Source organism: Maledivibacter sp., assembly GCA_025210375.1.
Taxonomy (GTDB): Bacteria; Bacillota; Clostridia; order Peptostreptococcales; family Caminicellaceae; genus JAOASB01.
Genome location: JAOASB010000010.1, coordinates 12,830 through 33,492, shown reverse-complemented (window position 1 = coordinate 33,492; position 20,663 = coordinate 12,830). Strand labels below are relative to the sequence as shown.

At 34.9% G+C, this 20,663-nt stretch carries 20 protein-coding genes and 1 pseudogene; all 21 read right to left on the bottom strand.

What is annotated here, in order from left to right:
• Positions 1–14: 14 nt before the first annotated feature.
• Positions 15–1,061, bottom strand: coding sequence for a glycine/betaine/sarcosine/D-proline family reductase selenoprotein B (locus tag N4A68_03365; protein ID MCT4563354.1), 1,047 nt, complete (start codon positions 1,059–1,061; stop codon positions 15–17).
• Between the two features lie 29 nt (positions 1,062–1,090).
• Positions 1,091–2,491 (bottom strand): glycine/sarcosine/betaine reductase component B subunit, encoded by a 1,401-nt coding sequence (locus N4A68_03360; GenBank protein MCT4563353.1) that lies wholly within the window; start codon positions 2,489–2,491, stop codon positions 1,091–1,093.
• An 806-nt stretch (positions 2,492–3,297) separates the two neighbouring features.
• Positions 3,298–3,858, bottom strand: coding sequence for a TetR/AcrR family transcriptional regulator (locus N4A68_03355; GenBank protein ID MCT4563352.1), 561 nt, complete (start codon positions 3,856–3,858; stop codon positions 3,298–3,300).
• A 239-nt stretch (positions 3,859–4,097) separates the two neighbouring features.
• A complete protein-coding gene (locus N4A68_03350; GenBank protein MCT4563351.1) occupies positions 4,098–4,673 on the bottom strand; it encodes a GNAT family N-acetyltransferase in 576 nt (191 codons plus the stop codon).
• Positions 4,674–4,794: 121 nt separating this feature from the next.
• Positions 4,795–5,358: an iron-containing alcohol dehydrogenase gene (locus N4A68_03345; protein ID MCT4563350.1), complete on the bottom strand. Its 564-nt coding sequence runs from the start codon at positions 5,356–5,358 to the stop codon at positions 4,795–4,797.
• Positions 5,359–5,419: 61 nt separating this feature from the next.
• On the bottom strand, positions 5,420–6,451 hold the full coding sequence (locus tag N4A68_03340) for a PocR ligand-binding domain-containing protein (GenBank protein ID MCT4563349.1): 1,032 nt from the start codon (positions 6,449–6,451) through the stop codon (positions 5,420–5,422).
• A gap of 458 nt (positions 6,452–6,909) precedes the next feature.
• Positions 6,910–7,458, bottom strand: a complete 549-nt coding sequence (locus N4A68_03335; GenBank protein ID MCT4563348.1) for a BMC domain-containing protein — start codon at positions 7,456–7,458, stop codon at positions 6,910–6,912.
• A 30-nt stretch (positions 7,459–7,488) separates the two neighbouring features.
• On the bottom strand, positions 7,489–8,361 hold the full coding sequence (locus N4A68_03330) for a hypothetical protein (protein ID MCT4563347.1): 873 nt from the start codon (positions 8,359–8,361) through the stop codon (positions 7,489–7,491).
• A gap of 82 nt (positions 8,362–8,443) precedes the next feature.
• Positions 8,444–9,772 (bottom strand): SLBB domain-containing protein, encoded by a 1,329-nt coding sequence (locus tag N4A68_03325; protein MCT4563346.1) that lies wholly within the window; start codon positions 9,770–9,772, stop codon positions 8,444–8,446.
• Between the two features lie 16 nt (positions 9,773–9,788).
• Positions 9,789–11,204, bottom strand: coding sequence for an aldehyde dehydrogenase EutE (locus N4A68_03320; GenBank protein MCT4563345.1), 1,416 nt, complete (start codon positions 11,202–11,204; stop codon positions 9,789–9,791).
• Between the two features lie 33 nt (positions 11,205–11,237).
• The gene (locus tag N4A68_03315) at positions 11,238–11,504 is read right to left on the bottom strand and encodes a EutN/CcmL family microcompartment protein (GenBank protein MCT4563344.1); all 267 of its coding nucleotides are present in this window, start codon (positions 11,502–11,504) and stop codon (positions 11,238–11,240) included.
• Between the two features lie 9 nt (positions 11,505–11,513).
• A complete protein-coding gene (locus tag N4A68_03310; GenBank protein MCT4563343.1) occupies positions 11,514–12,287 on the bottom strand; it encodes a flavoprotein in 774 nt (257 codons plus the stop codon).
• An 89-nt stretch (positions 12,288–12,376) separates the two neighbouring features.
• Positions 12,377–13,036 carry a phosphate propanoyltransferase gene (locus N4A68_03305; protein MCT4563342.1) on the bottom strand — a complete coding sequence of 220 codons (660 nt, stop codon included), beginning with the start codon at positions 13,034–13,036 and terminating at the stop codon, positions 12,377–12,379.
• 15 nt (positions 13,037–13,051) lie between these two features.
• On the bottom strand, positions 13,052–13,330 hold the full coding sequence (gene pduA / locus N4A68_03300; GenBank protein MCT4563341.1) for a propanediol utilization microcompartment protein PduA: 279 nt from the start codon (positions 13,328–13,330) through the stop codon (positions 13,052–13,054).
• 33 nt (positions 13,331–13,363) lie between these two features.
• Positions 13,364–13,645 carry a propanediol utilization microcompartment protein PduA gene (gene pduA, locus N4A68_03295; GenBank protein ID MCT4563340.1) on the bottom strand — a complete coding sequence of 94 codons (282 nt, stop codon included), beginning with the start codon at positions 13,643–13,645 and terminating at the stop codon, positions 13,364–13,366.
• A 441-nt stretch (positions 13,646–14,086) separates the two neighbouring features.
• Positions 14,087–14,353: pseudogene (locus N4A68_03290) on the bottom strand (BMC domain-containing protein).
• Positions 14,354–14,425: 72 nt separating this feature from the next.
• Complete coding sequence (locus N4A68_03285; protein MCT4563339.1) at positions 14,426–15,310, bottom strand: glycyl-radical enzyme activating protein; 885 nt, start codon at positions 15,308–15,310, stop codon at positions 14,426–14,428.
• A 302-nt stretch (positions 15,311–15,612) separates the two neighbouring features.
• Positions 15,613–18,150 carry a glycyl radical protein gene (locus N4A68_03280; GenBank protein ID MCT4563338.1) on the bottom strand — a complete coding sequence of 846 codons (2,538 nt, stop codon included), beginning with the start codon at positions 18,148–18,150 and terminating at the stop codon, positions 15,613–15,615.
• Positions 18,151–18,200: 50 nt separating this feature from the next.
• Complete coding sequence (pduB, locus tag N4A68_03275; GenBank protein ID MCT4563337.1) at positions 18,201–19,031, bottom strand: propanediol utilization microcompartment protein PduB; 831 nt, start codon at positions 19,029–19,031, stop codon at positions 18,201–18,203.
• 24 nt (positions 19,032–19,055) lie between these two features.
• Positions 19,056–19,331, bottom strand: coding sequence for a BMC domain-containing protein (locus N4A68_03270; GenBank protein ID MCT4563336.1), 276 nt, complete (start codon positions 19,329–19,331; stop codon positions 19,056–19,058).
• Positions 19,332–19,631: 300 nt separating this feature from the next.
• Positions 19,632–20,654, bottom strand: coding sequence for a response regulator (locus N4A68_03265; protein ID MCT4563335.1), 1,023 nt, complete (start codon positions 20,652–20,654; stop codon positions 19,632–19,634).
• Positions 20,655–20,663 lie beyond the last annotated feature (9 nt).

The following is a 20,663-nucleotide window of genomic DNA, read 5'->3' as shown; positions in this document are numbered from 1 at the left end:
CGTGTACTAGTACCTCACGTTGAAGTTAGTATAGCTGCATCTACTTTATCAGTTAACAATCCTTTTACAATTTCATCCCCAATATTTTCAGCAATTTTTACTGCCATTACATTACCGGTGGTCATATAAGTATATGGTGACAAAGAACCAATTTCACCATGCTCTTCTAGTTCCTTCATAGCATCTCTAGGAAGAAGTCTATTTGGGTCCTCATCTACATATACCTTATCATATCCTGCATGTATTACCATACCATCTTCTTTTACGAGATGATCTAAGTCATATCTTCCAAAGGTTGACGCCGCAGCAGACTTAATTTGATCTGGGTTGTCAGTAGGTATATAACCCCCATCTGAAACTATAGCTATTTTTGCATTTTTTATATCAGCTAATGGTTTAGGTGGCTCTATTTTCTTATATTTTGGAGCTTCAATTTCTGACACCCACTCATCACCAGTAAGCTTATTTTTAAGCATTTCGATGGCTCTTTGTGAAGCTGTTTTTTCAACTAATTCATTAATCAATCTATTTCTAATAAAATAACCTTCTAAGGCTGCACTTCCAACTCTTTCTCCTGTAAGAATTTTTCTACCTACCCCTACCATGGACTTTACAGCATCTTTTAGTCTTCTTGCACTTTGTGCTGTCTTTAAAATGAACATACTTTGTTGATATATCGGAACAGCAGGAGCTTCTTCATTCATTCCTGCAATACATGGTATTCCTAATTTCTTACTTACTGCCATGGCAATGGCCCCACAGTTCATACCATAGCGACCTGCGGTAAATGAAGGTCCCACAAAGAATATATCGGGTTTAAGCTCTTCGATTATTTTCATAGCCTCATCTATTGCTTGATCCTGATTTTCTACAAAGTAATTATCCCCACATATGACAGTACCAACTACATCACCTATATCCTTAAGCATTTTGTCAAATAAAAGCGTTGGTCCTACAGGTTCATTTTTAACACTTACTCCGACATTGGCCTTATCTTCTCCACCAATTTGAGCAAAGAACTGATTAATATAACACACTATTCTTGCTTTTTTAGTCTCCATATAATATACTCCTTTTCTAAATCAAATTTCTAATATTCAACTGCACGCATATTGAAGCCACCTAAATATGCAATAGCTCCTAATATGTGTCCAATTGAACTTTGTGACTCAAATGTATTGACTTGCTCTTTGTCATAAGTATAAAAGCTACCACTACCTACACCCCATACTGGAGTCTCAGGAATACCCCCATAAATTTTATCCATAACCATTCTATTCCCTACAGCCGCGTTACCAAAAGATACTGAATGATTAATCTTACCTACTCTAATATCATTAAAAATCATTTCTGAATTCATATTATTAATTGGATTAAAGGCATCTTGAATTTCTACAGTGTGAATACCTCTATCTTCACATGCTGAGGCTGCTAATCCCATGCAAATAGTAGGTGCCCCGCCCATACACTTAGTAAATATAGCACCATCTACTTTTAATGTTTCCTTCATAATGTTACCAACCATTTGCGAAGTTAGATTTCTTCTTTTTGCTTCAGAACTCACTGATGTCAATACCATTCCTACAAAATCAAAAGTTTTTCCATGCTCACGGAATAAATCCTTTATAACAGCAGCATTTTGGATTTCATAAGTTAGCATATAACGACCATAACTACATTGAGCAATAGCACCATCTAAAACCTCTGTAGGTTCTACAACCCAAGGTAAATTATCTTGAATAGGATAACCATAGAACATTGATTCGCTATATCCATCACAATTATACTGTTCTGTTACGAGTTGCAGTGCATAACCGACTCTAGGTAGATTAGGATATCTAGTTTCATTATCAAAAACCTCTATGCTATCAGCTTGTACATCTAAAGTTTTCTGAGCAATATATGTGCTGATTTTAAGTTTTATTCTTTTTATTGCTTCAAATCTTTCTTCTACTGGTATACTTTCAGTTTTTGCAAAGAAGCCTACTATTTCCTCTCCTGGTTCATAATTAGCTTGGGCAGCAGTCTTTATGGCAGCCTTAAGAGTATCATCATCCGTAAGTTTAATTTCCGTAACCAAATTGACAAGTTTACTATATGGTGAGTATGCAGCATATTCTCCTGACATATCTAGGGAAATTCCATGACGCATAATACGGCTTGGAACAAAATTACAAGTAAGAACGGACATACCTTTTAAAGCTCTAGTTGTTCCTTGACCAGCAGTCTTAAAACTTTCATTTAGATGCCCAGGCCAATTATTATAATCATCTCCCACTTTGCATCGTGGTTCTATTGCATCTAGAATCTCAATAACCCTAGCACTGTCTCCTGGTCTAACGATATTAAATTCTATCTCCTTCAATAACGGTTCATCTTTTACATGATTAAGCAATTCCTTTTTGCATACATACAATATTCCATCTTTGAAATATGTATTGTCAGCAAATTGAATATCCTTTACTTCTAAATTTTCCATTGTAAGTTTCATTTAGAATATCTCCTTTTACAATATTTTTGTTGATAATTTATTTTATACAAACTTCCCGGTTATAGGGATTTAAGTAAAGACTTTAATTTATGCATACTTAAAACGCCCAGAAACACTAGGTATTTATACATGTATAAATTAAGTTATACTATGAAAACCCTATACAGAATATTAATTCAATAAGATAGTTTACCTAGGGTTATAACCTTCAGCCCATGAATGACTTCACAATCAGAAATATTTCTATAATTCAGTTCCGTCCTTCATCTCCAACAAGCTTAATTTTCTATAAATCTTTATACAAGCTAAAAAAAAATATCAATTGACTTCAATGTTAACAGACAAAACCAACCAGATTTGCTTACTAAGAAATTAGATACTTAGTTGGCAATAAGATCAAAACTCTGTTGCTACTAAGCGAAATAGGATTATCTCAAATAATACAATCTATACTGCAACTAAATATTTTTCAACAATTGCTATATTTAAGAAATTTCTTAAGAACTTGGAACATACAAATTTGTATTCAAGCTAATTATATTAAAATAGATGTCAAAAAAAAAGGACACTCTTCTCCAATTTGTTCATATAGAAAAACAAAAAGGAATGATATGTCCATTTTTATAGATAATATAATTGAAGTTTATACAATAAATATCGGTTTATTTTAGCTTTAATAAAACAAATAAAAATTAAAAGAATAATCCCGTAAGAGACTTATATAAGATAATTTCTATGTACAATAACCTCGGTTTCTTAAATTAATACTAACATGGCTATATAGATATTTTACTTTTTGCGATACTTTAATCTATCATGACCAATTTAAACAACTGTTCTATCAAATCTTCTTTTGAAATAGGCTTTCTTTCTTTCAGCCACCATATATAACCACCAAAAACTGCATTATTAATGTAGTTAACATATAATTCAGGATGAATATCTGATTTACCATTCTTTTCCAAATATCTTTTCATTGTAAACAAAAGATCCCGAGATATTCTTTCAAAAAAAATATCCTCTATAAGGGTCTCCTCCTTACTATTTCGAAGATTTTTTATTATAGCTTCGTTTTCCTCAAAGAAATCTAAAAACTCAACCATCAACCTTTTATATCGCTCTTTCTCACCTAGATTTTCCACAAACATATGAGATGGAAATTTTTCACATACATGTTTAGCAGTATAAGATAACAAATCATACTTATCATTAAAATGCTCATAAAAGGTAGAGCGCCTTACCATTGCATTAGCACATATGGATTTGACACTAATTTGTTCAAAGGGTTTTTGTCTCAAATGAGTCAATAAAACCTCAGCTATATTTCTTTTTGTCCTAATTACTCTGGGATCATTTTCGTTCCTCATTTAAACCACCTTATTTAGTTTACACTACTTTACAAGAAATAAAGCAACTACTTACATAAAATAGAAAAATCAAACGACTGAAACCTAGTATTTCTAATAGGTTGATTTAATCACCAAAAATTGCATAACTCTTACTTGGCTAGGCATAATATGGGGAAATCTATATTATAGGGATTTTATAGAAAGTAATTATGCAATTTGCTCACTTGTACAATCCATATGTTTAAAATATTTTCTGCCTATAAAACTAATTCATATAGTCTAAACCAAACTAGTTCTGGAATATTTAATCCTAAATCAACAGTTCCCACATATTTATATCCACACTTTTCATACAATGAGATTGCAGGCGTATTATGGATGGAAACATCTAAACGAATTGTTTTTATCCCTCGCTCAATACCATATTTTTTTGCAAAATCCATTAATTTTTTCCCAATACCATTTTTTATATACTTTGGATTCACAACAAGGGTATGTATTACAATAATTTCCTTCGGATCCGCTTCAATTCCCCAATTCACTTGAGAGTATGCAGATTCTTGTTTATGATTTAATATAATTGAACCTGCTATTTCATTATTTACTTTTAATACAAACAAGTTATTATTTTCAATACCACTAACAGCAGTTTCTCTAATAGGGTATACTCCTTTTTTCCAACCTGCATAATTCGTCCCTGATTCTAAAAAATCATTTAAATCATTATATAACTTTTCTAATTCATCTATATTATTCATTGTACCCAGTTCTATAATATAATCATTTTTATATGGTATTTCTACCGTCCTATGAAATGTTTGAATTCCATCCATTCATATATTCCTCCTATTAAGCTTTAAGATATATGAACTATCTCATCTATTTACTGTACTTCTCTTCTTAATAATTATAATAAATTCCAAGGCTTAATTCAAACCTTGGAATTTATTATAATTATTCTCCCCTATAAGCCAATCTTAACAAATTAATTAAATCATCTTTATTTGTTTTTATAGGATTTCCAGCTGTGCATATATCCTTAAGGCTACCATCTACCATATCTATTAAGCTGTCTTCAAATTCAATCTTGCTAATGCCTGCCTTTTCAATTGTAATTGGAATATTCATCTCCCTATTTAAAACCTTTATGGCTTCCATTAGACTTATTACACCTTCCATTACATTTGATGACGGTAATCCTAAGCTCTTTGAAATCTGTGTATATCTCTCAGCAACCTCTACTTTTTCGATACTATTACTTCTAAGTCCAGAATTATATCCTATAACATAGGGAAGAAGTATTGCATTGCTTTTTCCATGGGATAGCTTAAATTTTGCTCCCACAGCATGGGCTAAGCTATGATTTATACCTAATGATGAGTTTGTGAAGGCAATTCCTGCCATACATGAGGCATCATGCATTTTTCTCCGTGCTTCCTTATCTGAACCTTCTTTGTATGCCCTTAGTAAATAATTAAATGTATTTTTTATTGCTTTTTTTCTGATGTATATAAACAACCAAGGTATTTTAACATTTCATTTAAACTATATATCTTCTTTTATTACGAACTATCCAAGATTATTTTGCTAAATCTGAAAGCTGATGGGCCACATCGCTTAGTGCTTGTACACTTGCAGCTACCTCTTGAACGGCATCAGCCTGTTGTTCACTAGTTGTAAGGGTATTCTCACTAATTTCTACTGTTTTTTTAACACTCTCTTCAATACTTGTAGTAAACTTATTGATTTTCAGTACCGTCTCCTTAGAGTCCTCGGATAGCTTCCTTATTTGTTTTGCAACCACACTAAATCCTCTTCCTGCCTCCTTAGCCTTTGCGGCTTCTATTGAGGCATTTAATCCAAGAAGTCCCGTATCATCTGCTATATTTTTTATAAATCCTATGAAATGATTAATTCTTGCAGATAAATTATTTACATTGTCTATTTCCTTTGTTAATAAATTCTGTGTTTCACTAACCTCTATGGCTGAAGCCGCTAATTCTTCCATGGTAGATGCAATTTGATCTAGATTGTCATTAAGTACTTCTACAACCCTATTTATTTTATATCTCCTGTATCCCATCTCAGAAATATTTTTTGCTACCATATAAAGTAAATCCGCCGCTTTTTCAATTCTTTTCCTTGATACTGGTTCTATTTCCTTTATTGCATCTAAATACTCATATTCGTCTATACCTATTTCTCTTGCTATACTTCTAAATTTTTCTTCATTGGGCTCCTCTGTTAGAACCTGTCCACCAATAATAGAACCTATCTGCCTTCCCTCAAGCATAATAGGTGCTGCAAAATCCACAAGACCGGCATGACATTCGTATAGCGTAGGCTTTCCACTTTCAGAGGCCATCTTTCCACCCTGTGCGTCACATTTCATGCACCTTTTCAATCCCTCATCCGTAGTTCTGGTTAAGTCCATACAAAACCTTGTGAAATTACTAGGCTTAGTAACAGGATTTCCCTCCATATCAACGGTAATACTTGCCACCCCTATGGCATCTGCAAAGTTATCCTGAAGCCTTTGAAGAAAATCTAAATCTATAACTTGTGATAATTCTATATCGTGAAAATTAACATCTAGTATTTCATTATCCATATCCATACTCCTTAAAATTTTGATATAACCTATCAGTGATATATGTCTTAAAATGATAAACTTCTAAGTTATTTGAAATCTCATTCATTCTAAAACACCCTAAGGCTGTCTCATAAAATTTTTTTATGAGACAGCCCCTCTAGACCAATAAATCATAATATTTGAGGAAATTGCATAACTCTTACTTGGCTAAGCCTAATATGCGAATATCATCCTTAATTTGAATATTTAAGATATAGCATATTTGGTGGTATAGCTTTGAAGATTTTTAAACTACATGTAGTATAGGGATTTTATAGAAAGTAATTATGCAATTTGCTCATTTGATAAAGCTAAACATTAAAAGCTTTTTTTATAGAGATTCCAGTCAAAACTTTAATTTATACATATCAGAAATTCCCAGAAACATAGGATGTTTTGACATGTATAAATTAAGATTTACTTGGAACTCTCTATATTTAAATAATTTTTGATATCAATTCTTTACTAGGGGAAGCTATAACGGAGGTACATACAATCTCCCCTGTATCCTGTAACCTATTTAAACAGGTCTTTAACGCCGATTTAACCGATGAAATCTCCCCTGTAACAAGCACAAAACCCTTTCCTCCTAAGCCCCGTGCTACCCTTATTTCCAGTAATTGAACATTGGCCGCTTTAACTGCTATATCTCCTACTACAACTGCCGTTATCGCCGACATCGTTTCTACAACTCCTAGGGATGTTACTTTGTCAATGTCTGTGGTTGCCGTCAGTGCTGGAAACACATCCCTGTGTACATTCGGTATTACATAGTCATCAATTGTAAATATGCCACCTACATTCTTTCCAACCTTAACCGCATTCTTTACTGCTCCAACATCTCCACATATTAATGTTATATATTTTCCAGGACATAAAGGCGTTGAAATTATTAGCTCTACATTTGCTGATTTTATCATGGCATCCGTTGTCTCTATTCCCTTCGCTATACTTTTAAATTCTACTAGTCCAATAGCATTCTTCATTTTTATCGCCTCTTTTCATAAAAGACATGTTTATGCAAACATAAATATTATAAAGGCCACTATAAATATTGATGTTGCCGGTGGATCGATATGGGTATCATTATAACTGTTAAATGTAAGTCCAATGATTTCATGTAATACTCCGGAAACTACTGCAAAGATTGCTCCTATAAAAATATTACCCGTTGCCATTGTAGCAATTCCAGCTATTAATGTGATGTGATGGGTTGTGGGAATGGCAAATCCTGTTTGGGCAAAAATCAATGATGCTGCACTAATACAAAAACCCAATGTACCTATTTGTGTTATATTCACTACATAGGAAATTGCAAGGCCAAGGCCCAATGATAATACTATTGTAGTAGATAAGGACTTAGTGTCGGGAACAAATCTTCTCTTAGCTGCTACCGATCCACCTGCAGCCCCGCCTGCTGTTTTATCTTCCTCATATTTCCCAAATATTCCCGTTGATCCAAATACAAGTCTCGCTATAAGTCCAGATGTAAAAACTGTCATAGCAACTGTATCGGTTTGTAATGCTAATACTCCTGAATAAAGGTGGTTGATTACATAGCCTAGGGTACCGAATACTCCACCTACGATTAAAACCGTAGCATCATTCGTCTTCATTAGTGGTGAAAGTATATCGGTTCCTGCTCCTAGGGATTTTTTCTTATTTCCTGCATAGGCCGCTGCAGCCACACCCCCTGCAAAGGCTATATGTGGCCCTAGCAAGGTTCCAAATGCAACTTGCCCTAATATATCTACTGATCCTCCACTACCGATTATTGCAACCCCAACTAATCCTACGAAACCAGTAAATATGAATGCGGGTAACGCTCCAAATGCGGCACCAAATACGCCACCACCAAATGCAGCTAATAAAGCCTCTATAGTTAACATTACACTATCCCCCCTGTTTTATTATACTATAGATAAACAGCATTAAGACTTAAAATATATTAAACCTTGAGGTTGTTTATCTTTAACTACTAATCAAGATATAATCATCGTGGATTTCTTCAATCCGACCATCGACACTTGAATGTATATTTGCTCCTAATTTATTTTCTGGAGCCTCTAAAATTATCTGCCCCTTGGTAACCCTATCTCCTACCTTTACAATCGGCTCAGAACTTGCTCCTATATGTTGTCTTCTATTCAATTTAATAGTTTTAAATTCCCTTGTGATTTCTTCTTTAAGTGGAGCCTCAACATCATACTTCTCAAGGCCTAAGCGGGCCACTAACTTTTTCACTGGAAACTTCCTGTATTCCCTGAAGGGATTAGCTTCAATGGGTTTTCTATTATTATCGTTCTTAATACCCCTTTGACCCATCTGACTTTTAAGAAGACTATTCAGTTTCCAAGGCTGTAGACCCATAATACATGCTTGCTCACAAAGTCTACATTCACAGCATAGAAAGGCTTCTGTTATAGAAGTATTTATATCACAGGTGCTTCCATAACCCGCTGTCCTCATTATTTTATGGGGATACAGATTATGTCCTAACAGATTCCTTGGACAAACCTCTGTACACAATGAACAATGACAACAGGCAGTCCTTGCCTCCTTTAACATACTCTCTATGCTCTTATCCTTTGATCTAAGAAGTGGATGATCACTAGGTAGAAGTATTAATCCCTTAGTTGTTTTTGTAACCGGCCCCTCTATATCATCAATAATCTTACCCATCATAGGGCCTCCGTCGATGACCTTAAACTCTTTTACCAAAGGTCCACCAGCTAATTCTATGGCCTGGGCTATGGTTATTCCTATAGGGACCTTTACGGTTATAGGATTCTTAACTGCTCCAGTTATAGTTAGGTACTTCTCTGTAACTGCACCACCATTTAATGCATTATATACATTTAATAGAGTTTCAACATTTATGACGATTACATCTACACCAAGGGGGATTCCCCCCTCGGGTACTATTCTCTTTAATACTTCATAGACTGTAACCTGTTCATCTCCTGCAGGATAAAAATTCCCTAGCTTGAATATCTCCAGGTTCCCATACTCAGAAATATGTTTATCTAGGCTTTCTAAGGCCCTCTTATATTTTCCCTTAAGGGCCATTATCCCCTTTTTAGCCCCTGTCTCCTTAACTATTCTATTTAATGCTTCTAATATTTCCTTTGTTTTAAGGGCCATGAGCTGTTGGTCAACCCTAAGCAGGGGCTCACATTCTGCACCATTTACAACAATATACTCTGCCCTTGCATTCAGCTTTACATGGGTTGGAAATCCAGCTCCTCCAGCCCCAACTATTCCTGCACTTTTCACAGCTTCTAGTAATTTATTCTCCATATTGTCACCCTCAACCCTATTTAATTGAGAATCCTTCAACTAAAACACATCTTCTCTTTCTGGTAAATGTACTTGCAGATGTTAAACCTTCACCGGTAGGGCCTGCTATTGTAAAGGTTGTATGTCCCTCTGTCCCATATCCTATTCCCCCATAGGATGGCCCATTTTTAACAAATATAGTTGTCTGGATTGCCCTAGCCATCCTAGTTAGGTTATCTATATTCTTTGAATGCATGATTGCGGTATGTCTATTTCCATGCTCTACCTCAACGGCAAGTTCTATGGCTTCATCAATATCCTTTACCCTTACTATTGGAAGTACTGGCATCATTAGTTCTTCTACTACGAAGGGATGGCTTCTATCTACCTGGGCAAAAATAACTTTTATACTAGGGTCAATAGTAATCCCTATTTGCTTTGCAATGTAGTCTGCATTTTTTCCTACAAACTCTTTATTAATTGTACCTTTATCTGTTAAAATGAGTCTTTGCAATTTATCTAAAGTTTCTTGATCCTTTATTTCAAGGGTATCATATTTTCTCATACAATCTATTAATTCATCAGCTACACTATCCACCACAATTACTTCCTTTTCAGCTATACAAGGTAGATTATTATCGAAGCTACATCCATCAATAATATCCTTGGCAGCTTTTCTAATATCTGCTGTTTCATCAACAACCGCCGGTGGATTTCCTGACCCTGCACCAATTGCTTTTTTTCCACAGGATAATGCGATTTTTACAATACCGGGCCCACCTGTAGCACATATCATATTAACTTTTTCATGCTTGATCATTACATTGGTGCTATCAATTGTGGGCTCCTTTATTGTGACAACAAGGTTTTTAGGTCCATTTACCTTCTCAATTGCTTTATTTATAACTTCTATAGCTAAAATTGAAACATTTTTCGCACTGGGATGGGGAGCAAATACAATGGAATTCCCTGCTGCTAACATTCCTATGGAATTGCATATGATTGTTTCAGTAGGATTTGTGGAAGGTGCTATTGAACCAATTACTCCAAATGGAGACATTTCGTACAAAGTAAGTCCTCCATCACCTGTTTTAGCATCGGATTTCAAATCTTCAACTCCAGGGCTTTTTTCTATGGCAAGCTTATGCTTTAGAACCTTATCTTCGTATCTACCCATTCCCGTTTCTTCTACTCCCATTTGAGCAAATATTTCAACACTTTTACTTAATTCTGCTCTTATGGACTCTATTATTTCATTCCTTCTAGCCAGACTACATTTAGCATATTCCTTTTGAGCTGTCCATGCCGCATCAATGGCCATATTCATATCTTCAAATACACCTAAATTATTTTTAAAGTTCGAAGATATTATATCTTCATTTATCATAGAATTCATTTTTATTTCTTTCATAACAATTTCTACAACTTTATCTATATTTAAAGTTTCTAACATCTAATTACTATCTCCTTTCACACTATTCCTATATCAATCCACCTGTATACTGTCTACTATTGCTACAATAGCCCTGTCTATAGGACTATCGTGATCTTCAAAGGCCTGACGTGCTGAGCTTCCCATTGAAACCAATACAATCTCTCCAGCCCCTGCTCCCACCGAATCTATAGCAACCTCTCTATTTCCTATTGGTCTATTTTCTGTATCTAAGGGCTGAACTATTAACATCTTCTTTCCAACTAGGCCTTCTTTTTTCGTTGTGGCAACCACCACCCCGACAATCTTAGCTATATACATCCTTAAAACCTACCTTTTAATTATTTCAACCCCTATTTCCCTAGCTATATCCTGTGCAAGGGAAGTTATCATGGCATTAATTGGAACAACTATTTTCTTTTTCATGCTATTACTGACAATATCCTCTCTTGAGATTATCCTTTTGTCTAATTTAAATTCCATATCCATTACTTGTTCTTCTATTTCATTTTCTTTATAAAATACATCTTTACTATTCAAGAGATAGTCATATAAATTTTGTGCATTAATTAATTTAATACCATATGATTCCAGTTTATCAAGATGACCTTTTACCATTTGAAAATATGAATTAGGAAATTTATCATATCCCAATTGATGCCTTGAAGGATTTCTCAAATCACAAGCATCTTTAGCCGCTATAATCCGTGTTCCATTCATGATACAGTGTGCTGCAAGTTGTGTGGGTAATGTATCTGCTACACCAGTGGATATCTTAGCGGCGGAGTTTATGGTTAGGCTTGCTATAATCAGTGCATCAATTTCTGAATATAGTCCCTTTGTATCGGAATTTTTACCATCAATAAAGATATCATCTTCATCAAAATTTTCTTTAATACTTTCAACGTCCAAGGATTTTACCGCTTCCTTGGATAACACTGCCCTTAAGTTCCATCCACTTTCTTTGAGCTTTACTATCTGAGAAATACTTTCTTTAAATCCGATATTTCCTCCAGTAAATAAAACAATTCCTTTTTTAGGAATGTTTTGGAGTTTCTTTAATACTTCTTGCGCAATTAGTTGAATCATCTTATCAAAATCCAAATATACCACCTCATTTAGTACAATTAAGCACAATCTCTAATATTGTGACTGAAGGTGCCTTGTAGATTCAATTATTATAAATTTATATTTTAATCATCTATGCTTTTTATAATTTCGACCTTGTCTCCATTTTTCATACCCGATGCATTTGCTTCATCGATATCAATATGCATCTCTGGCTCATACCTATCTGAAACTCTGAGAAGAACATTATGGTATGTTGTTTTTCTAAGACCACTACTCATCACCGAAACCATATCTCCATCCTTATATCCATGCCTACCAGCATAATCCTCTGGTAAATGAATATGTCTTAAGGCTACTATAACCCCTTCATTAATCTTTAAAGAACCATCAGGCCCTTTAATTATAACTCCTGGTGTATCTTCAATCTTTCCAGATTCTCTTATGGGCGCCTTAATTCCCAATGCAAATCCATCTGTCATGGATATCTCTATCTGAGTATTTTTTCTTACAGGCCCAAGTATCCTTACTTTTTCAAAGGACCCTTTTGGTCCGATTACAGTGACCGTTTCCTTAGCTGCATATTGTCCTGGTTGTCTTAAATCCTTTAACTTTGTGAGTTCATATTCTTTACCAAATAGAATATCTAGATCTCTTCGGCTAATATGAATATGTCTATTTGAAACTCCTATAGGTATAAGACTCCCATTAATATTGTCATTTAATTTATCCATAACTTCTTCAACAATGTTTTTTATCATTATTTCTAAATCTACTCGGGCCATACATAATACTCCTTTCTATTCTTTTACCGATGGTAAAATCTTTTCTGTATCCATATGTGGTCTTGGAATTACATGTATTGATACTAATTCTCCCACTTTATCCGCCGCTGCCGCTCCGGCATCTGTAGCAGCCTTTACTGCTCCTACATCTCCTCTTACCATAACCGTTACTAATCCTGATCCTATCTTTTCATATCCTAGTAAAGTTACGTTTGCACTCTTTACCATTGCATCTGCTGCCTCTATTGCTCCTACCAATCCCTTTGTTTCTATCATTCCTAATGCACCGTACATACTATATTCCTCCCTTTGATGATTGATACAATGCTATTCACCCTTTACCGATGGTAAAATCTTTTCTGTATCCATATGTGGTCTTGGAATTACATGTATTGATACTAATTCCCCTACTTTATCCGCTGCTGCTGCTCCTGCATCTGTGGCAGCCTTTACTGCTCCTACATCTCCTCTTACCATAACCGTTACTAACCCTGATCCTATCTTTTCATATCCTAGTAAAGTTACGTTTGCACTCTTTACCATTGCATCCGCGGCCTCTATTGCTCCTACTAATCCCTTTGTTTCTATCATTCCTAATGCATTATGCATACTATATTCCTCCCTTTACTTTTTTATTTCTTCATAATGAATGCACAAGGATCTAGCCTCTCCCTTTTTCCTGCTACATTCTGGATCTCCACACAGATTGCAAGTTTTTTTTGCTTTTTTATTTGTTTTTTCTTTTTTGCATGTATCTTGTTTTTTTGACTCTATAGCTTCTTCAATTTTTACTACTTCCGACTGCCCTGTTCCTTCTGTAACGGGTATTTCTTCTAATATTGATGTTGCTTCTATTATTGTCAACTCTTCTACTTTAGGTAGTTCTTCTTTGTGTTTTTCTTCTTTAATTATTTCTTGCTTCTTTTTCTCTATAGAAGCTATATCTGGAACATCATTAGTATATTTTTCTTCATACTTCATGCTATTTAATTTCTGTTCTTTTAAATCTTCATCCCCTGCATCTGTATTACCTATGGTTTCCTTAGTTACTATTAGTTTATTGATTTCACTATGAGGCCTAGGAATAATGGTCTTGCTCCAAACTTTATTCACCTTCTCAGCAGCTACACATGCAGCTTTAACGGCGGCATTGACGGCTCCTACATCCCCTTCAATCTTTATAGTAACCATCCCATTACCCTTTGAAAGTTCATACCCCAAAAGCTTTACATTTGCTGCTTTTACCGCAGTATCTGCAGCTTCTATTGCTGCTGCAAGACCTATTGTCTCTATCATCCCCAATGAAAATTTTGACAAACCCTTCACCTCCTTAACACCTCTAAACTAAAAGGACTAAAGGTTTTCTTTACATCACAGTGTATGGTTTCTTCACTGTCCACCAATATTACATTTTAATCCATATGCTTCTACGACATTTTTAAGTCTCATCATAATATCTTCGTTAGGCGTTGTTATATCCTTGTTTATTGGATAATGCTTACCTAAACATTCATATTTATTTACCCCAAGTTTATGGTAAGGTAGTAAGTGCAATTCCTTTACCGACATTAAACTCTTTACAAAAACAGCAATATCCTTAATGCTGGTTTCATCGGCATTAAATAATGGAATAACAGGAACCCTAACAACTACCTCAGTACCTAATTGAGCAATTTTTTTAGCATTTTTTAAAATTATTTCGTTATTTACCCCTGTAAATCTTTTATGCTTATCCGTATCCATGCTTTTAATATCTAGTAAAACTAAATCAACCCAAGGAATTACCTTTTCTATAGCATCTTCACTTGCAAATGCTGTGGTTTCCATTGCTGTATGCCATCCTAATGATTTACATGCTTTAAGTAATTCTGAGGCATAATCGGGCTGGGACAAAGGTTCTCCACCTGAAAGTGTAATACCACCCCCGGATCTTCTATATTGAGCAACATCTTTTTTTAATTCGTTAACTACATCCTCTACGGTTCTTTTGCAGCCCGACATAACTAATGCTCCTGGTAAACAGGCATCCACACATTTTCCACAGCCTGTGCATATGCTTTGATTAATTCTATTTGGAAGGTTAAAGTCAATGGCCCCTAATGAGCAAATCTTCTCACATTTTCTACATCCTACACAATTATTTATATTGAACATGACCTGTGGTTCTTTTTTATGGGATTCAGGATTACTACACCAATGGCAGGTTAGTGGACAACCTTTCAAGAATGCTATAGTTCTTATACCTGGTCCATCATGGATGGAAAAACGTTGCATATTAAAAACAATTCCTGCCTCTTGATAGTTTATTTCTGGGTTTAGCAAGTTTTTCACTCCTCTTTAGGAATATGCACTATTAAATGAGCAAATTGCATAATTACTTTCTACAGAAATCATCTACTATATGTGGTTTTGAAAGCCACAAAGCTATACCATCAAATATGCTTATATCTTAAGTAATTGAATTAAGGATGATATTCCCATATTAGGCTTAGCTAAGTCAGAGTTATGCAATTTCCTCAAATATCAAGACTTATTTTAATTTTAAGTCTTGATATTTAATGTGAGTATATTATTATTTAGAAATCATGCTCTGTTCTCATGATTATGTCGTCTTGAATTGCTTTATCCAGGGATATAAACTGCGCACTGTAACCTGCAACACGAACAACTAAATCCCTGTATTCGTCAGGATTGTTTTGTGCCTTAACAAGGGTTTCCTTGTCAATTACATTGAACTGTACATGCATACCTTTATTATCAAAGTAACTACGTACTAATGATGCTAGGTTTCTTAATCCGCTGTCTCCCTGTAAAGCAGCCGGATGGAATTTTTGATTGAATAAAGTACCATTAGATGCAATAAAATGATCTAATTTTGCAACAGAATTAGCTGCAGCAGTTGGTCCACTACAATCCGATCCCCTTACTGGTGATACACCATCTGCTAAGGGCTCATATGCTTTTCTTCCATCAGGCGTAGCTCCAACAAGTGTTCCAAATAGAACATTGATAGAAGCTGGGTATAGACCCGCTTGGAATTTACCTCCACGGGGATTTGTATATTTTTCAACTTCTTTACAGTAAATCAGCGCACCTTGACGAGCTAATTCATCAACTTCCTCTATATCATTACCAAACTTTGGTGCCCTGTTTATAAGCATTTGTCTAATATTATCCATATCAAGATTACCACAGGATGATTTTCCAATGCCATTAAGATTAATATTTAATGCTTCCTTTAATTCATCTTCAGATATCTTATTGTTTTCATATAGTACTCTCTTAACCGCCGCCATAACAAGCTTGTATGTTACATCCTCTGAACCATCCGTGCAACATACTTCATCCATTGAACCAAAATTGGTGTCAAGGGCTTGTTTTAACTGGCTTAATGATATTTTATTTTCATCAAATACAAGTTTTTTGATTGCAGCTAGGGAATCCCCTACATTGGCAACCCCAACACCTTGTGGTCCTGTAAAGTTATAATGCGCTCCACCCTCTTGAAGGGATTTACCTCTACCTATACAATCTTCTACCATGCAGGATAAAAATGGTAATGGTGCCCTTTCAGCATGGGCTATATCCACACAGTTATCGGCAGCAGCTAAATGCTGTACGAAGTACTCCATTTGCTTTGCGTAGGCTCCTATAACTTGGTCAAAGCAAGTAAATTTAGTAAAATCTCCTGTTTTAGGTCCAAGCTGTTTTCCTTTATCCATACCGTTGTTAACCATTAATTCTAATACCCTTGCTAGATTAAAGAATGCCGAATCATGCCATCCTTCAGTTTTTCCCGGCTTTTGTGGCTCAACGCATCCAATTATTCCATAGTCCCTGGCATCTTGTAACGTTAATCCTCTATTTACTAGGGCAGGAATTATTACTTCATCGTTATAATAGGCAGGGATACCTAAACCTAAACGGCTTAGCTCACAGGCCCTTAATAAAAATTCATCAGGAGTTTTATCCCATACCCTTATAGAAAGAGACGGTTGTGATAATTTAACATGTGCAGTGGCTGTCATAGCCATATATGATAATTGGTTTGTGGCATCCTTTCCTTCAGGTGTCTGTCCACCAACAATTAGGTTTTGAAACATTGGGTATCCACCGAAGGCCTTTGTGGAAACCTCATCACGTACTTTGTTTATATCATTTAGTTTAATCCAAACACAATCTACAAGTTCTTGAGCTTGCTCTTTTGTGATATTTGAATCCTTTTTTAAATAGGGATACATGTATTGGTCAAAACGCGTTGGCGATATAGAGTGGCCATTAGACTCAATATTTATAATTGCATGTACAAACCAGAAGGACTGGCAAGCTTCATAGAACGAAGTCGCTCCATTAGCCGGTACGTTTTCACAATTTTTAGCGATTTGTAATAATTCTTCTCGTCTGCTTGAATTTGAGGATTTATTTGCTAACTCCCTTGCTAGTTCTGCATATCTATTTGCATAAGCAATCGCAGCTTTACAGGAAATAATTATAGATGTCCAGAATTGCTTTTTCTTTATGTACCCTGGATCCCTCTTATCTGCTTTAGCCATTACTTCCTCGACTTCAGCAATTATTCCATTATAACCCTTTGCCAATATCTTTCCATAATCTACACAAATATGTCCTACACCATTCATATAATAGTTACCAACGGTGAACATATTGGCATTCATGGCATCTAGAGTCTCTTGACACATGTATGATGTAGCTAATTCACTTGTTGTTTTTCCATCCCAATATTGGAAAACTACTTCTAGTTGTTTTTTGTCCTCTTCTGTTATTTGGAAAGAATCACCATTTCTCTTTCCTATTCTGTCAAACTCATCCTTCAGCCATTTATTTGAAAACTCTGGGAACACCTGTGATGATCTGGGATGTTTAGTTAAACTTCCTACAATAAGTTCTGATTTTCTAATAGTTATAGGAATGTCCGTTAGTATTTTTTCTAAAGCCTTTGCTCTACGTATAATAGCAGGACTGCCCTCTGTTTCTTTGAATGATTCTGTGATTAAAAGTGCCCTTTCAACTTCGATACAAGGTACTGCTGACAATATTTGTTCCTTTAATATCTCTATTCTTTGAGTTGGAACTTCAAAGCCCTTTGACAAAATATTCACTTTAAAACCCTCCTTTTATTACCTTCTTATACTCAACATTATGTTTAGATATATGGTGTAGTAGTTGATGTCGGTTTATCTCCTAAGGCCTGTAATGCTTGTATTCCTACTTCCCTCGCCGCAATAATTGCTTGCCTAACTGCACCAGAGTCACCGCTAACCATTACGATTACCTCATTGCTGTAGCTTGTTCCATCTGCTGGTGAAGCATATCCGATTATATCAACATTCGCAGATTTGACTGCGGTATCTGCAATAAGAACGCCTATTGCCGCAGGGGCCCCAACAATTAAACCAAAGGCTTTTCCTACCGGTGCATTAAAGGCTTTATTGCAAGCATAGCTCGCCCTAGCTGTGTATTGAAATTCTAAATGCCCAGCATCATTTCCATAAACATCTCCAAAGGTTCTGTCTAATTCCTTTAAAGCCACTTCTACTGCTCTCCTTGCATCGGATACATCCTCTGCTCCAAATAAAATCAAAGATCCATGACCAGCTCCACCCTTTGTGTCTCTAGCTAGTTCAACTGAAATAATCTCTGTATTTGTAGCCTTAACTGCTTCATCGGCGGCCATAATTTGAGGGCCCGCCCCTGTACGGGCTCCGATAATACCAATGGATCTATATTTTTTATCAATTTTCATCATTTCATGTAATGCATAATCTACATTGGCAATAACAAAGCCTATTGTATCCCCTATTGCTGTACCTACGAATTCTGTTAAACTACAATAGCTTTTGTTACACACCTTATTTGCTTCTTTACTTGTTTCTGCCATTGCTTCACAGTTCCCTACTTCCTTCACTGCTTCCCTAGGTTTGTCTATGTTCTTCATCACTTCGGCCATTATTTGTTCCATTAATTGATTATCCAAATTTTACACCTCCATAAAATTCAATTATTCTACAGGTAATATTGATGCTACTTCACTATGTGGTCTTGGTATTACATGAACGGATACAATTTCGCCTACTCTTTCAGCAGCAGCGGCTCCTGCATCTGTGGCGGCTTTCACTGCACCTACATCACCTGTGATCATTACTGTTACAAGTCCAGAGCCTATTTTCTCATAACCTACTAAACGAACATTTGCTGCCTTTACCATGGCATCAGCAGCTTCAATAGCTCCGACTAATCCCTTTGTTTCTATCATTCCTAAGGTATCTCTAGTCATATTTAAACCTCCCTTCGAATTTTTCTGGTATAGATACTAAATTGTAAGAAAAAATAATTAAAATTCCTTTCTATTTAAGATTATGATATCGTTTTCCATTCAAAATTTTTAATACAAATTTATGCTTTTTCTATAATTATTTGCTCAATTCCCCGTTGTGTTCTTTTATGCAAACAATACTTTTTTGTCATAAAGCTATACTTTTTTGATATCTATAATTTTGCAAAAAAAAATGATGGGGTGCTTCAGAACTTCATTCATTCTGAAACACCCCATGGGTTCACATTAAAATACATATTTTCACTTTGAATTTACTCTATATTGGGTAGGTGTTAATCCCTCTATCTTTTTAAAAACTCTACAAAAATAATTTGGCTCATTATATCCCATATCAAATGCAATATCATTTATTGAAATATTGGTATTTTTCAACATATACTTTGACTCTTCAATCCTTCTAAGGGCTATATACCTTACAAAATTAATATTTAATTCCTTTTTAAACAATCTACTTAGATAACTGTTACTCAAATTCACATATTTAGATACATCCTGTAAGGTAATATTATCTTTTAAATTTTTTTCTATATAATTTAATGCACAATTAAGCTCGTTATTTTTATACGAGGTTTTACTTTTAATTATCTCATCGAAAACCTCACCCAAAATATCCTGTAGACATTCTGCTACGCCATAGATGTTGATAGCATAGCTTAACCTTTGATTATAATTTGATTTTTTACATATATTCATGTAATTTAAACCCATTTGCTTTAGCACATTTATCATTTTATTGGCTATATCTTTCCCAAGCTTTTTAATATATTCAAGGTTATCAATGGTATATATTTCACGGAAATACTCTATTATTTCCTTTAATATATCCTTTGATTTCTTATAATTACACTCATATATATTTGTTAGTAATTCTTGTATGCTATTATCAATAGAATATTTCTTATTTTTATATTTCTTTAATAATCCTATTATATCATCTGGTCTAACAGGCTTTAATAAATAATCGTCTGCCCTTACCCTCACAGCTTTTTGGGCAAATCTAAAATCATCATATGCACTTATTATTATAACTACTTTATTTTCATCTTTACTTTTAATTATTTCGGTTGCCTTTAAACCATCCATTCCGGGCATTTTAATATCCATTAAAATTATATCTGGATCAAACCTCTCACTCATTTCAATTGCCTCTTCTCCAAAACTAGCTTCTCCGACAATTTCCACTTCGTCTATTCTATTACTTATAATAATCCTTAAGGCTTCTCTTTCTAGATCCTCATCATCAACAAGTAATATTTTATACATAGGTGATTC